This is a genomic window from Streptomyces sp. NPDC045021 (genome assembly GCF_056432645.1).
Genome location: NZ_JBWKIQ010000008.1, coordinates 48,437 through 63,567 on the forward strand (window position 1 = coordinate 48,437; position 15,131 = coordinate 63,567).

Sequence of the window (15,131 nt, forward strand, 5' to 3'; positions counted from 1 at the left end):
GAACAGGAGAAGTGCCGTGCCCGCTGCACCCCCCGCCGCCCGTCGGCGCCCCCCTCAACAGGCCCTCGTGGATCCGCCCCCGGCGCCGCGCCGCCGCCGGCGGCCGCTGCTCGGCAACCTCTGGCCGTACCTGTTGATCGCTCCCACCGTGGTGGGCACGGCCTTCCTCCTGCTCTACCCGCTGATCCGCAACACCGTGATGTCCTTCCAGCACTTCCGGCTGGGCGAACTGATCCGCGGCGGCGCCGCGTTCGTAGGATTCGACAACTACTCGGAGGTGCTGAACGACCCCGAGTTCTGGACGGTGGTACGCCGCACCCTGTGGTGGACCGCGCTCAACGTCGTACTCATCATGGTGATCGGCACCCTGGTCGCGCTGATGCTGGCGCGGCTCGGCAAGCGGATGCGGCTGGCCGTGATGAGCGCGCTCGTCCTGACCTGGGCGACCCCGGTGATCGCCGCCACCACCATCTTCCAGTGGCTCTTCCAGTCCCGCTTCGGAGTGGTCAACTGGGTGCTGGTGGAGCTCGGATTCGACTCGTACCGCGACTACTCCTGGTTCGCCGACGGGAACTCGACCTTCTTCATCCTGGTCACCCTGGTCGTCTGGCAGTCGGTGCCCTTCGCCGCGCTGACCCTCTACGGCGGGCTCACCACGATCTCCGCCGAGCTGTACGAGTCTGCCCGGCTGGACGGCGCCGGCGGCTTCCAGGTCTTCCGCCACGTCACCTTCCCCATGCTGCGGCAGCTCTTCGCCCTGATCACCTCGCTCGAAGTGATCTGGTGCTTCAAGTGCTTCGCCCAGATCTGGGTGATCAGCGCCGGCGGCCCGAACGGGGCCACCACCACCCTGCCCGTCTACGCCTTCCAGATCGCGCAGTCGCTCCACAAGTACGACGTCGGCTCGGCGGTCTCCACGCTCACCGTACTGATCCTGCTCGTGGCGCTCGTCTTCAATCTGCGCCGGATGTTCCAGCAGGAGGGAGAGGCCCTGTGACCCGGTCGCTGCGCAAGGTTCCGATCAACCTCGCCGCGCTGTTCGTCGTGGCGGTGTCGGTCTTCCCCGTCTACTGGATGGTGCTGACCGCCTTCAAGCCGACCGTGGACATCCAGGCCGACACCCCCTCCTTCTGGCCCCGGCACCTCACCCTCGACCACTTCTCCACCGCCGTGCACGCCGACGGCTTCGGCACCTTCTGGCGCAACAGCCTCACCGTCACCCTCGGCGCGGTCCTGCTCTCCCTGGTCGTCGCTCTGCTGGCCGCCTTCGCGGTCGGCCGGATGCGCTGGCGCGGCAGGCGGGCGTTCATCCTGATGGTCTTCACCGCGCAGATGGCGCCCTGGGAGGCGCTGCTGATCCCGATGTATGTCATCGCCCGGGACACCGACATGCTCGACAAGCTGTCGATGCTCACCCTGGTCTATTTCATGACCACGCTGCCGTTCACCATCGTGACGCTGCGCGGGTTCCTCGCCGCGATCCCGGTGGAACTGGAGGAAGCGGCCCTGGTGGACGGCTGTACCCGGCCGCAGGCGTTCCGCCGGGTCACGTTCCCACTGCTCGCCCCCGGGCTGCTGTCCACGTCGCTGTTCGGGTTCATCACTGCCTGGAACGAGTTCGCGTTCGCCAACACGCTGATCATCAAGAACCAGGACGCCAGGACGCTGCCGGTGTGGCTCTCCTCGTTCAGCAATGTCTTCGGCACCGACTGGGGCGCCACCATGGCCGCCTCGTCGCTCTTCATGCTCCCCGTCCTGCTGGTCTTCCTCGTCCTGCAGAACCGGGTCACCTCCGGGATGACCGCCGGCGCGGTCAAGGGGTGACGCGTCATGCGGGACACGAGCTGCGAGGGCTGCCCCGATTCCCGTCCGGGCCTGGAGGCCGACCTGTGATCATTCCCCATCCCAGCCATCTGGTCCGTATTCCGGGCCACTTCACCTTCACCGCCACCACGACCGTCCGCGCCACCGACGGCGCGGAGGGCGCCGCCCGGCTGCTGCGCACCCTGCTCGGCCCGGCCACCGGACTCCCGCTCCCGACCTCCGCCGACGGCAACGTCATCCTCGCCCTCGACCCGCAGCTCGGCGGGCTGGGTGCGGAGGGCTACGGGCTGACCGTCGGCCCGGACGCGATCCTGCTGCGGGCGGCGAATCCCGCCGGGCTGCTGAACGGTGTGCAGACGATCCGGCAACTGCTGCCGCCCGAGGCGCTGTCGGCGCTGCCGGTGGTCGGGGTGCCGTGGCGGCTGCCGTGCGTCCAGGCCACCGATGTGCCGCGGCACCGCTGGCGCGGGGCGATGCTCGATGTCGCCCGGCACTTCCAGCCCGTCTCGTTCCTGCGGCGCTTCGTGGACCTGCTCGCCTTCCACAAGCTCAACGTCCTGCATCTGCACCTCACCGACGACCAGGGCTGGCGGATGCCGGTCCCCGGCTACCCGCTGCTGACCGAGACCGGCGGCCACCGGGCCCGCAGCATGACCGGCCGGGCCGGCAGCGCCAGCTACGACGAAACCCCGCACGGCGGTGTCTACACCGCCGCCCAACTGCGCGCGCTCGTCGGCTACGCGGCCGAGCGCGGTGTCACCGTCGTCCCCGAGATAGAGATGCCCGGCCACGCGCGGGCGGCGCTCGCCGCCTATCCGCACCTGGGGAACGTCCCAGGAAGGCAACTGGACGTGTGGACCGAGTGGGGGGTGTGCGAGAACGTCCTGGGCGTGCACGACGAGGTACTGGAGTTCTGCCGCACGGTGCTCGGCGAGGTCCTGGACGTCTTTCCGTCCCCGTACATCCACGTCGGCGGCGACGAGTGCCCCACCGTCGAGTGGGAGAACAGCCCGCGGGCGCGGCAGCGGGCCGTGGCCGAGCGGCTGGCGGGGCCGAAGGCGCTGCACGGCTGGTTCCTCGGGCAGATCGGCGACTTCCTGCTGCGGGAGGGCCGCAAGCCGGTGTGCTGGGCGGAGGACGGCGGGGAACTGCCGCGGGAGTTCACCGTCATGCCGTGGCGGGACTCCGGCCACGGGCTGGCCGCCGCCCGCCGTGGCCACGACGTGGTGATGGCGCCGTACCGCTCCACGTATCTCGACTACCCGCAGTCCGACCGGCCGGGCGAGCCCTTCGGGCAGGCCGGCGCCGTCGTCGACCTGCGGGCCGTGCACGGCAACGATCCCGCGCCGCCGGACTGGGAGCCGGCGGCGGCCGCCCGGGTGCTGGGCACGCAGGGGCAGTTGTGGACCGAGTTCGCCGCGACGCCCGCGCAGGTCGAGTACCTCGCCTTCCCCCGGCTCTCGGCGCTCGCCGACAGCGCGTGGAACCCCCGCAGCGACTGGACCACCGACTTCCTCCCCGCCATGCGCCACCACGAGGCCCGGCTCGCGGCGCTCGGCACCCGCTGCTAGTGCTCTGACCGGAAAGGTTCACCGGTTCGCGACGCCCGGCACGGCACCTCGCTGCGTTGTCGGAGTCGTCCGAGTACGCCCGGTACGAGGACGATCCTCCGCCTTGCGATGCACCGCGCCGGCCGCCGCGAACCAGGCAAACCTTTCCGGCCAGAGCACTAGGCCGCCACCGCCAGGATCCGTCCCGGCACCGCCCCCACAGATGTTCCACCGAGTACCACCCGCCCGTCGCACCAGCAGTAGTTCCTTCCGGCACCTCCCCCTGCGACACCCCCCACCTGGAGAGGGATTCACCGTGTCCGCAACATCACGTATACCCGTCCGCGTGCGAACGGCGATGGCCCTGTGCACCTCCGCGGGGCTCGCCTGCGCCGCGCTGACGGCCATGCCCGCCTCGGCCGCCCAGGACTCGCTCAGCGCGCAGTACCGCACCAGCGCGACCGGGGCCACCGCCGACCAGTCAGAACCGTGGCTGAAGGTCACCAACACCGGCAGCACGACCGTGCCGCTCAGCGGTCTCACGGTGCGCTACTACTTCAAGGCCGACACCGCCGACTCCTCGTACCGTTTCGCCTGCTCGTGGGCGGTGCGGGGCTGTGCCAACATCACCGGCACGTTCGGCAATCTGGCGCACCCCACCGCCACCGCCGACCGCTATCTGGAGATCGGCTTCACCGCGGGCGCCGGCTCGCTCGCGCCCGGCGCCGACACCAGCGACATGCAGCTGCGGTTCTACCGGTCCACCTGGGCGACGCTCCGGCAGAGCGACGACTACTCGTTCAACGGCGCCCAGACGTCGTACGCCGACTGGTCGAAGATCACCGTGCAGCGCGGCGGCACGATCCTGTGGGGCACCGCGCCCGACGGGAACGACCCGACGCAGCCCCCGACCGATCCGCCGACGACGCCCCCCACCACGCCGCCGAACCAGAACGGCCCGGCGCTCTTTGACGACTTCAACTACACCAGCAGCAGCGACCTCCTGGTGCAGCAGCACGGCTGGACGGTGAAGTCCGGGCAGGGCGGACCCGGTGTCCCCGGGGCCACCTGGTCGCCGCAGGACGTCACCTTCGCGCCGGAGAACGGCAACAGCATCATGAACCTCAAGCTGACCACCGACGGGACGGCGGCCGGCACCAAAGAGACCGAGATCCAGACCACCGCGCGCAAGTTCCGCAACGGGACGTACGCCGCCCGCGTCAAGTTCAACGACACGCCCGCCACCGGCGCCGACGGGGACCACGTCAACCAGACGTTCTTCTCCTTCACGCCGCTCGCCCACGACATGGACCCCGACTACGGGGAGCTGGACTTCGAGTACCTGCCCAACGGCGGCTGGGGCGAGACCGGCAACATCATGTACACCACGTCCTGGGAGACGTACCAGAACGATCCCTGGAACGCGGTCAACACCCACACCGAGAGCCGGCAGAGCTACGACGGCTGGCACGACCTGATCGTCACCGTCGACAACACGAACATCAAGTACTACATCGACGGGCAGCTGTTCGCGACGCACGGCGAGCCGTACCTGCCCGAGACGCCGATGTTCATCGACTTCAACCACTGGCTCATCGACCTCGCCGGACAGACCGGCAGCACGTCCCGCTCGTACAACGAGAAGGTCGACTACGTCTACTTCGCCAAGGACCAGGTGCTGAGCCCAGCCCAGGTCCAGGCTCAGGTGGCCGCCTACCGGGCGGCGCACGTCACCCAGGTGGACACCGTCCCGGCGAGCTGAGACGCCGGAGCGGCGGCGCTGTCAGCTCACAGGTCCGATCCGGACCTCGTGGCTCTCCGCCGACGGATCGCTGACGGCCAGCAGCCGCGCGCCCTCCCGCATGAGGGCGTCGCGGTCGCCGGCCGTCAGCGGCGCGAAGGGCGTGACGCACACCGCCGCGCCGGCCTTCGTACGATCGAACCGCCAGGTGCCGCCGACGAAGCCGTCGACCAGGATCGTGCCACTCACGATCCCGTTGATCGACATCACCGCGGCGCGGTGCTCCTCGGGGAGGATCCGGGAGCGGTCGGCGTGCGACAGCAGCAGGTTGTCGAATTCGGCGATGAACCGCGCCGGGACCGGGGTGTCCCGGTCCGGCAGAGTCCCGCCGGGGTTGTCGTACAGCTGCCGCCCGTTCTCGTCGAGATACCTGACGAGGTCCAGGCCGTCGACGACCTGGCGCAGCCGGGTCAGGCCCGACCACTTCTGGATGTCGGCGACGCTCGCGGGGCCGAAGGCCGCGAGGTAGCGCTCGACCATCCGCGCCGGATCCGGGACGGCGAGCGGCGCGCCGAGCCATTCCTCGACCCCCGCGTAAATGGGCCGACCGCCCTGTCCCCACAGGCCACGCGGCGGCAACTGCACCAGTGGCGCCAAGGTGCGCAGCGTCTTCTCCAGCGCATCGGGGTCGGCGTCCGGAAAGCGCGGGGCGAGTCCTTCGCGCAGCTCACGGGGGTTGAGCGGGCGCTCGGCCAGCAGTTCCCAGCCGACCGCGAGCAGCTCCTCCCGGTCCACCCCGCGGGCCCCCGGGGCCCAGGTGGCACTCTTCGCGAACTGGTCGAGCGCCGGCTGCACCAGCGGCCGCAACTGGAGCGCGTCGGCGGCGCTCACCAGGTGCACGGTGCCGCGCATCAGGGTCAGCCGCACGACCTGACGGTCCTTCATCAGCTGTGCCAGCTCGTCGAAGTGGAAGTCCCGCAGCCGCGTCCACAGGCCGACATAGGGCGCGGCGGGAGCCTGTGACTGCATGCCGAGCAGCCGCTCGATCACTTCGATCGCGGGCATGTCGCCCCGGTCCAGGAGCAACTGACGCTCCAACAGAGCGCGGTTGAGCGAGCGGCGGTCCAGCGTCGAGGTCGGCATGACGCCTACTCTATGAGGCGATGCGGACAGGTTCAGTCCGCTATCGACGATCTACGCAGCCGACGGACCGACCCACCGGGATATCGGCGGTTCGGTCTCGTGGTGGATCGGCGTGTGCGCGCCCGCCAGCGGTACTCCGCTGCCGCCTCGCCGGTGGGCGACGATCTCCGCGGCGATGGACAGCGCGGTCTCCTCGGGCGTCCGCGCGCCGAGGTCGAGGCCGATCGGCGAGCGCAGCCTGGTCAGTTCGAGTTCGGTGACGCCGACCTCCCGCAGCCGCTCCAGGCGGTCCAGGTGGGTGCGGCGCGAGCCCATGGCGCCGACGAAGGCGATGGGAAGCTTCAGTGCCCGCTTCAGCAGAGGTACGTCGAACTTGGCGTCGTGGGTCAGTACGCAGATCACCGTGCGGCCGTCGACGCGTCCCGCGGCGATGGTCTCGTCCAGGTAGCGGTGCGGCCAGTCGACGACGACCTCGTCGGCCTCGGGGAAGCGCGCGCGGGTGGCGAAGACGGGGCGCGCGTCGCAGAGCGTCACCTCGTAGCCGAGGAACTTGCCGACCTTGACGACGGCGCGGGCGAAGTCGATCGCACCGAAGACGATCATGCGGGGGGCCCGCACGCTGGACTCGACGAGCAGCGTGAGCGGTTCGCCGCAGCGGCTGCCGTCCGCGCCGATCCCGATGGTGCCGGTCCGGCCGGCCTCCATCAGGGCCTGGGCCTCGGCCGCCGCCGTGCGGTCCCGCTCCGGGTCACCGAGGCTGCCCTCGTAACCGCCGTCGGCCCGCAGGGCCAGGGCCCGGCCGAGCAGCCCGGCCGGTCCCTCGACGATCCTGGCCACCGCGGCCGTCTCTCCCGCTGCGGCGGCGGCCAGGGCCGTCGTGAACTCCGGCCGCAGGCCGGGGTCGACTCGCTGGACGAAGATGTCCATCACGCCGCCGCAGGTGAGACCCACGGCGAACGCGTCCTCGTCCGAGTATCCGAAGCGCTGGAGCACGGGCTCCGCCGAGTCCCCTGACTCCAGCGCTTCCTTGCAGAGCTCGTAAACGGCTCCTTCGACACACCCTCCGGACACGCTGCCGATCGCGTTGCCGTCGGAATCGACGGCCAGCGCGGCACCGGGCTGACGGGGCGCGCTGCCGCTGATCGCGACGACTGTCGCGACGGCGAACGGACGCTCCTGCCGACACCAGCGGTGCAGCTCGTCAGCGATGTCCAGCATGGTGAACAGCTCCTCTACTTGACGCCGAGCCAGCTCTCGATGGGGTGGAGAGCGAAGAAGATGAAGAAGACGGCCGTGAGAATCCACATGAAGAGGCCGGGCTCACGCCACTTGCCCTGCGCCGCCTTGATGGCGGTGTAGGAGATGACGCCCGCGGCGACACCGGCGGTGATGGAGTACGTGAAGGGCATCAGGACCACGGTCAGGAAGACCGGGACGGAGACCGAGCGGTCCGACCAGTCGACGTGCCGGGCGTTGCTCATCATCATCGCGCCGATGACGACCAGCGCCGCCGCCGCGACCTGGCCCGGGACGATCTGGGCCAGCGGGGTGAAGAACAGGCCGGCCGCGAAGAGCAGCCCGGTGACGACGCTGGACAGACCCGTACGGGCGCCCTCGCCGACTCCGGTGGCCGACTCGATGAAGACCGTCTGGCCGGAGGCACCGGCGACGCCGCCGATCGCACCGCCGGCACCGTCGATGAACAGCGCCTTGCTCAGGCCCGGCATCCGGCCCTGCTCGTCGGCGAGCTTGGCCTCGGTGCCGACGCCGATGATGGTGGCCATCGCGTCGAAGAAGCCGGCCAGGACCAGGGTGAAGACGATGACGCCGACGGTCATGCCGCCGATGGAGCCCCAGCCGCCGAAGTCGACGTGTCCGAAGAGCCCGAAGTCGGGCATGGAGACCGCGCTGCCGTGCAGCTTCGGGGCCGCGCCGCCCCAGTCCTTGTCGGAGAGACCGCCGACGGAGTTGACCACGACCGAGAGGATCGTGCCGACGACGATGCCGATCAGGATCGCGCCGGGGATGTTGCGGGCCTGCAGCATGAAGATCAGGAGCAGCGTCACGCAGAAGAGCAGGACCGGCCAGCCGGAGAGCTGTCCGCCCATGCCGAGGGTGACCGGGGCGTTGCCCTTCTCGTCACCCTTGCCGACGAATCCGGCGTTCACCAGGCCGATGAGGGCGATGAACAGACCGATACCGATGGTGATGCCGTGCTTGAGGGCCAGCGGTATCGCGTTCATGACGATCTCGCGGAGCCCGGTCACCACCAGCAGCACGATGATGCCGCCGTAGATCACGCACAGGCCCATGGCCTGCGGCCACGTCATGTTGGGCGCCACCTGGGTGGCCAGCACGCCGGAGACGCTCAGTCCCGCGGCGAGTGCGAGCGGTACCTTGCCGAGGAATCCCATCAGCAGAGTGGAGACCGCCGCGGCGAGAGCCGTCGCGGTGATCAGTCCCGCATGGCTGAGCTTGTTCCCCGCGGCGTCCGGACCGGACAGCAGGAGCGGGTTGAGCAGCAGGATGTAGCACATCGCCATGAAGGTCGTGATGCCGCCGCGGACTTCGCGGGAGATCGTGGACTCTCGGGCGGAGATGTGGAAGTACCGGTCGAGCCAGGATCTGCCGGCCGGCGGGCGCGAGCCCGCGCCCGCGTCCTCCGCCGTGGTCTTCAGCTCTACAGGGGTTTGGGTCATGGTGCCGACTCCCAAGGTTCAATGGGACACCCGCACGTGGTGCGCGGGTTTTGGGATGGTGCGATGGCTGCACGACCCGGGGGACGGCCCGAGGCGAACGGGGTACTGCGGTGGCCAGTGCTCGCGGCGGGAGCCGGGCACGGGCCGGGACGGAGCCCGCTCGGCGGCCGCGGGTGCGGCCGGTCCGGGCGGGTGCCGTTGCCACGAAGGCCGCCTGGTGGCGCCTTGGTGGCCCCGGACGGGGCGGGGATCGTCATTCCCCCGCCCCGTCCGGAGGTCTTCACGTGCCGGTGAGGTGTTCGGGCCTGACCGGTACGCGCTTGAGGGCCAGACCGGTCGCGGCGCGGATGGCGGCGACGACGGCAGGCGTGGAGGAGAGGGTCGGGGCCTCACCGACACCGCGCAGCCCGTACGGGGCGTGCTCGTCGGCGAGTTCCAGCACATCAACCGGGATGGTCGGCGTGTCGAGGATGGTGGGGATCAGGTAGTCGGTGAAGGACGGGTTCCGTACCTTCGCGTTCTTGTCGACGATGATCTCTTCCATGACGGCGAGGCCGAGGCCCTGGGTGGTGCCACCCTGGATCTGGCCGACGACCGACAGCGGGTTGAGCGCCTTGCCGACGTCCTGGGCCGCGGCCAGCTCGACGACCTTGACCAGGCCCAGCTCGGTGTCGACCTCGACGACCGCGCGGTGGGCGCAGAAGGAGTACTGGACGTGGCCGTGGCCCTGTCCGGTGACCAGGTCGAACGCCTGGGTCGGGCGGTGCCGCCACTCCAGCTCGAGGTCGATGGCCTCGCCCTCGATGACGTCCACCAGATCGGCGAGCACCTCGCCGCCGTCGGTGACGACCTTGCCGCCCTCCAGGAGGAGTTCGGCGGTGGCCCACGCGGGGTGGTAGGTGCCGAACTTGGCGCGGCCGATCTCCAGGACCTTCTCGCGGACGGCCTCGCAGGCGTTCTTCACCGCGCCGCCGGTCACGTACGTCTGCCGGGAGGCGGACGTGGAGCCGGCGGAGCCGACCTGCGTGTCGGCGGGGTTGATCGTCACCTGGGTGACGCCCAGCTCGGTGCGGGCGATCTGCGCGTGCACGGTGACGCCGCCCTGGCCGACCTCGGCCATCGCGGTGTGCACCATGGCGACCGGCTCGCCGTTGATGACCTCCAGCCGCACGCGGGCTGTGGAGTAGTCGTCGAAGCCCTCGGAGAAGCCGACATTCTTGATGCCGACCGCGTAGCCGACACCGCGCACGACACCTTCGCCGTGGGTGGTGTTCGACAGGCCGCCGGGCAGGTCGCGGACGTCGGTGGAGAGGCCTTCCGCGTCACCGGCCAGCCACTGCTGCTCGGGCGGCAGCGGCAGCGCCTTGACGCGGCGCAGCAGTTCGGCGACCGGGGCCGGGGAGTCGACCGGCTGGCCGGTCGGCATGATCGTGCCCTGGGTCATCGCGTTGAGCCGGCGGAACTCGACCGGGTCCATGTCGAGCGCGGCGGCGAGCTTGTCCATCTGCGCCTCGTAGGCGAAGCACGCCTGGACCGCGCCGAAGCCGCGCATCGCGCCGCAGGGCGGGTTGTTGGTGTAGAGCGCGAGGGCCTCGATGTCGACGTCGTCGATCACGTAGGGACCGACCGACAGGGAGGAGGCGTTGCCGACGACGGCCGGGGAGGCCGAGGCGTAGGCGCCGCCGTCGAGCACGATCCGGCACCGCATGTGCGTGATCTTGCCGTCGCGGGTGACACCGTGCTCGTACCAGAGCTTCGCCGGGTGGCGGTGCACATGGCCGAAGAAGGACTCGAAACGGTCGTAGACGATCTTGACCGGCTTGCCGGTGCGGAGCGCCAGCAGGCAGGCGTGGGCCTGCATCGACAGGTCCTCGCGACCGCCGAACGCGCCGCCGACGCCGGAAAGCGTCATCCGGATCTTGTCCTTGGGCAGACCGAGGACCGGGGCGAGCTGGCCCAGGTCGGAGTGGAGCCACTGGGTGGCGATGTACAGGTCGACGCCGCCGTCCTCGGCGGGCACGGCCAGGCCGGACTCCGGGCCGAGGAAGGCCTGGTCCTGCATGCCGACCTCGTACTCGCCGCTGATGACGATGTCGGCGCGCTTGGCGGCCTCGTCGGCGTCGCCGCGGATGATCGGCTGGCGGTGCACGATGTTCGGGTGCGTGACGTGGTCCGCGTGGTGGTCGTCGCGGTTCGGGTGCAGGATCGGCGCGCCGTCCGCGAGCGCCGTCTCCTCGTCGATGACCAGCGGCAGCAGCTCGAACTCGACCTTGATCTTGGCGGCCGCGCGGCGCGCGGTCTCCGGGTGGTCGGCGGCCACGATGGCGATCGGCTCGCCGTGGTAGCGCACGACACCGTCGGCGAGGACCGGGGTGTCCTTGTACTCCAGCCCGTACTTGGTGAAGGCGGGCAGGTCGTCGTGGGTCATGACGGCGTAGACGCCGGCCGTCTTCAACGCCTCGCCGGTGTCGATCGAGAGGATCTTCGCGTGGGCGTGCGGGCTGCGGAGCGTGACGCCCCACAGCATGTCCTCGTGCCACATGTCCGAGGAGTACGCGAACTCACCGGTGACCTTGAGGGTGCCGTCTGGGCGCAGCGTGGACTCGCCGAGGCCGCCCTTGGTCTTGCTGCCCTGGGTGATGCTCGTGGGATTGCGGGTAACGCCCATGATCAGACGCCCTCTCCGGCAGTGACGGACTGGCCGCGCGCTGCCGCGAGGCGGACCGCGTCGAGGATCTTCTCGTAGCCGGTGCAGCGGCAGAGGTTGCCCGAGAGGGCCTCGCGGATGTCCTGGTCGGACGGGGACGGGTTGCGCTCCAGCAGCTCGTCGGCCGCGACGAGGAGGCCGGGGGTGCAGAAACCGCACTGCACGGCGCCGGCGTCGATGAACGCCTCCTGGATCGGGGACAGGTCCCCGGCTTCGGTGCTCTCACCCGTCTGGCCGTCGCCCGGCCTGGCCGACCACTTCTGGGCCTCGCCTCGCGGGGTGCCACAGGCGCCGGTGCCACAGCGACCGGCCGCGCGGTCCTTGGCGTAGTCCGCCAGTCCCTCCACGGTCATGACGTCGCGGTCCTGGACCTGGGCGGCTGCCACCAGGCACGCACACACCGGAACGCCGTCGAGGCGGACCGTGCAGGAGCCGCACTCGCCCTGCTCACAGGCGTTCTTGGAGCCCGGGAGTCCCATGCGCTCGCGGAGGACGTAGAGAAGGCTCTCGCCTTCCCAGACATCGTCGGCCTCCTGCGGGCGGCCGTTGACATTGAAGGTCACGCGCATGACTGCGTCCTCTCGATCCCACGGTACTCGTCCCAGGTCCAGCCGAGGGTGCGGCGAGCCATGACGCCCAGCGCGTGACGGCGGTACGCGGCGGTGCCTCGCACGTCGTCGATGGGGTTGGCGGCCCCGGAGACCAGCTCGGCGAACTGCCGTGCCACGGCCGGCGGGATGATCTTGCCGTTCTCCCAGAAACCGCCCTCTTCGAGCGCGGCGGTGAGGAAGTCCTCGGCGGCGCGGGCCCGCAGCGGGGTGGGAGCGGCCGAGCCGATGCCGGTCTTGACCGTCCTGGTCCCGGGGTGCAGCGCCAGGCCGAACGCGCAGACCGCGATGACCATCGCGTTGCGGGTGCCGACCTTGGAGAACTGCTGCGGCCCGTCGGCCTTCTTGATGTGCACGGCGCGGATCAGCTCATCGGCGGCGAGCGAGTTCCGCTTCACGCCGGTGTAGAACTCCTCGACCGGGATCATCCGGGTACCGCGGACGGAGACGGCCTCGACCTCGGCGCCCGCGGCCAGCAGGGCCGGGTGCGAGTCGCCGGCCGGGGAGGCCGCGCCGAGGTTGCCGCCGACGCTGCCGCGGTTGCGGATCTGCGGGGAGCCGACAGTGTGGGCGGCGAGCGCCAGACCCGGCAGCTCGGCCCGCAGGTGTTCCATGATCTGGGTGTACGGGACCGAGGCACCCAGGCGTACGGTCTCCTCGGTCACCTCCCATTCCTGCAGCTCAGCGATCCGATTCAGGTCCAACAACACGTCGGGGCGGCGGTGGTCGAAGTTGATCTCGACCATCACGTCGGTACCGCCCGCGATAGGCACAGCTGTGGGGTGCTCGGCCATTGCGGCGAGCGCCTCCTCCCAGCTTGCGGGGCGCAGGAAGTCCATGGGGGTTCTCTTCTCGGATCTCGAGCGGGGTTGTTCACGTGTTGTTAACGCTGCGTGGGGCCCAGTACACGGCCCACCACCCTTTCGGGTGCAGTCACCGAAAACATGAAGGACTTGGCTGGCTAGTACTCATGTCTTGTAGATTCCTATGAAAGGCCGCTGTCCGAAACCTCGCGGCATCGGGCCGGCAACACGGATGGAACGAACCAGGCGCCACCCTGGTAGGGCTTTGACCAGGCAAGCGTTCGAGACAAGGCGACAACGATGCGGCTGCGCGCACTGCTGGACACCGATGTTCTAGGCCTGCGGCTGCTCGGCGGCGAGGACGAGCTGGACCGCACGGTCCGTGGCGTGATGACGACGGATCTTCGCGATCCGAGCCGTTATCTCACGGGCGGTGAGCTGGTGCTGACAGGACTCGCCTGGCGGCACGAAGCCGAGGACTCCGAGCGGTTCGTACGAATCCTCGCCTCGGCCGGTGTGGCGGGGCTCGCGGCGGGCGAGGCTGAGCTGGGTTCCATCCCCGACGATCTGGTGGCGGCCTGCTTCCGGCACCGGCTGCCGCTGTTCGCCGTGGACGAGAACGTCGCCTTCGCCTCGATCACCGAGCACGTGGTCCGGCAGGTCTCCACGGAGCGGGCTGGCGACCTGGCCGCGGTCGTGGACCGGCACCGGCGGCTGATGTCCTCCGGCCCCGCGGGCGGCGGCCCCGACGCCGTACTGGACCTGCTCGGCTCCGACCTGGACCTGCGCGCCTGGGTGCTGTCCGCGACCGGACGGCAGATCGCCGGGTCGGAGCATCCGCTGCCCACCGCCGTCCGCGCCGAGCTCGCCGGCGCCCATCTGGCCGCCATGCGCACCGCCCGGCCCTCCCCGCACCGCACCTCGATCGGCTCGGGCGCCGCCGCCCACACGTACTCGCTCTTCCCGATCCGCACCGGTGGCGCCACCCCCGGGGCCGACGTCCGCGCCACCCTGCTCTCCGACTGGTTCCTCGCGGTCGACGCCGACGCCGGGGAGTGGCCCGCGGAGCGGCTGGACCTGCTCCAGGGCGTCACCCAGCTGATCGCCGTCGAGCGCGACCGCCACGACGCGGCCCGCACGGTGCGCCGCCGGCTCGCCCACGAAGTGCTGGAACTGGTCCAGGCCGGCTCGCCCCCGGCCGAGATCGCCGCCCGGCTGCGGGTGGCCGCACCCGTCCTGGTCCCCGGGCTCGGCGCCGCGCCGCACTGGCAGGTCGTGGTGGCCCGGGTCGACTGGACGGGTGGCGACGTGCCCGCAGGACCGGCCGCCCAGATGCTGCTGGAGGAGGCCCTCGTCGACCCGGCGGCCATCGGCCCCGACCCCACAGACCGCATCGCCGTGGCGCACGCGGGCGAGGAGGCGATGGCTCTCGTGCCGCTGCCGCCCGCCGACCCGTCCGACAGCGGCTTCACCGACGACTGGCGCGCCGACGGCCTGCTCGACACCCTGCGCGGCCCGCTCGGCCGGGGCCTGGCCGACGACGGACGGCTCACCATCGGCGTCAGCGCCACCGTCCACTCCGCCGAGGGGCTGCGCGGCGCCCTGGAGGAGGCCCGGCACGCCCGCCGGGTCGCCGCCGCCCGCCCCGGGCGGGTCTGCGTGGCCGGACACGAGGAGCTCGCCTCGCACGTCCTGCTGCTGCCCTTCGTGCCCGACGACGTCCGCCGCGCCTTCACCGCACGGCTGCTCGACCCGCTGCGCGCCTACGACCGGCGGCACCGCGCCGAGCTCATCCCGACCCTGGAGGCGTTCTTGGAGTGCGACGGCTCCTGGACACGCTGTGCTACCCGGCTGCATCTGCACGTGAACACTCTGCGGTACCGTATCGGCCGGATCGAGCAACTGACCGGGCGTGATCTCGCGCGTCTGGAAGACAAGTTGGACTTCTTCCTCGCACTCCGCATGAGCTGACGCCGTCCCGGCCGACCCTCGATCACTCAGATCAAGAGCAATTGATCACCGCCCTCTTGGCGCGGGCCCCTGCGGCGTGCTGGAC

The 15,131-nt window shown here is 70.6% G+C and carries 11 protein-coding genes; 5 read left to right on the plus strand and 6 right to left on the minus strand.

Annotated elements, in window-relative coordinates; all coding sequences use genetic code 11:
• Nucleotides 1–16: 16 nt before the first annotated feature.
• The 4 genes from AC07DC_RS23815 (at nt 17) to AC07DC_RS23830 (ending at nt 5,136) form a co-directional block, all read left to right on the plus strand.
• On the plus strand, nt 17–997 hold the full coding sequence (locus AC07DC_RS23815) for a carbohydrate ABC transporter permease (RefSeq protein ID WP_478916475.1): 981 nt from the start codon (nt 17–19) through the stop codon (nt 995–997).
• Nucleotides 994–1,824 carry a carbohydrate ABC transporter permease gene (locus AC07DC_RS23820; protein WP_478916476.1) on the plus strand — a complete coding sequence of 277 codons (831 nt, stop codon included), beginning with the start codon at nt 994–996 and terminating at the stop codon, nt 1,822–1,824. Before AC07DC_RS23815 ends, AC07DC_RS23820 begins: the two co-directional genes overlap by 4 nt.
• Before the next feature lie 65 nt (nt 1,825–1,889).
• Entirely contained in the window at nt 1,890–3,395 is a 1,506-nt protein-coding gene (locus tag AC07DC_RS23825) for a beta-N-acetylhexosaminidase (RefSeq protein ID WP_478916477.1), read from the plus strand.
• 337 nt (nt 3,396–3,732) lie between these two features.
• Nucleotides 3,733–5,136 (plus strand): cellulose binding domain-containing protein, encoded by a 1,404-nt coding sequence (locus AC07DC_RS23830; RefSeq protein ID WP_478916772.1) that lies wholly within the window; start codon nt 3,733–3,735, stop codon nt 5,134–5,136.
• Nucleotides 5,137–5,157: 21 nt separating this feature from the next.
• On the opposite strand, the gene AC07DC_RS23835 is transcribed toward AC07DC_RS23830, so the two are convergent.
• The 6 genes from AC07DC_RS23835 to AC07DC_RS23860 form a co-directional block, all read right to left on the minus strand.
• A complete protein-coding gene (locus AC07DC_RS23835) occupies nt 5,158–6,258 on the minus strand; it encodes a winged helix DNA-binding domain-containing protein (protein ID WP_478916478.1) in 1,101 nt (366 codons plus the stop codon).
• A 51-nt stretch (nt 6,259–6,309) separates the two neighbouring features.
• Nucleotides 6,310–7,476: an XdhC family protein gene (locus tag AC07DC_RS23840; RefSeq protein WP_478916479.1), complete on the minus strand. Its 1,167-nt coding sequence runs from the start codon at nt 7,474–7,476 to the stop codon at nt 6,310–6,312.
• 14 nt (nt 7,477–7,490) lie between these two features.
• The gene (locus AC07DC_RS23845; protein ID WP_478916480.1) at nt 7,491–8,957 is read right to left on the minus strand and encodes an NCS2 family permease; all 1,467 of its coding nucleotides are present in this window, start codon (nt 8,955–8,957) and stop codon (nt 7,491–7,493) included.
• Nucleotides 8,958–9,237: 280 nt separating this feature from the next.
• Nucleotides 9,238–11,625 (minus strand): xanthine dehydrogenase family protein molybdopterin-binding subunit, encoded by a 2,388-nt coding sequence (locus tag AC07DC_RS23850; RefSeq protein WP_478916482.1) that lies wholly within the window; start codon nt 11,623–11,625, stop codon nt 9,238–9,240.
• A 2-nt stretch (nt 11,626–11,627) separates the two neighbouring features.
• Nucleotides 11,628–12,233 (minus strand): (2Fe-2S)-binding protein, encoded by a 606-nt coding sequence (locus AC07DC_RS23855; RefSeq protein WP_478916483.1) that lies wholly within the window; start codon nt 12,231–12,233, stop codon nt 11,628–11,630.
• Nucleotides 12,224–13,111 (minus strand): FAD binding domain-containing protein, encoded by an 888-nt coding sequence (locus AC07DC_RS23860; RefSeq protein ID WP_478916484.1) that lies wholly within the window; start codon nt 13,109–13,111, stop codon nt 12,224–12,226. Before AC07DC_RS23860 ends, AC07DC_RS23855 begins: the two co-directional genes overlap by 10 nt.
• A gap of 264 nt (nt 13,112–13,375) precedes the next feature.
• On the opposite strand from AC07DC_RS23860, the gene AC07DC_RS23865 reads away from it, so the two are divergent.
• A complete protein-coding gene (locus tag AC07DC_RS23865; protein ID WP_478916485.1) occupies nt 13,376–15,046 on the plus strand; it encodes a PucR family transcriptional regulator in 1,671 nt (556 codons plus the stop codon).
• Nucleotides 15,047–15,131: the final 85 nt, after the last annotated feature.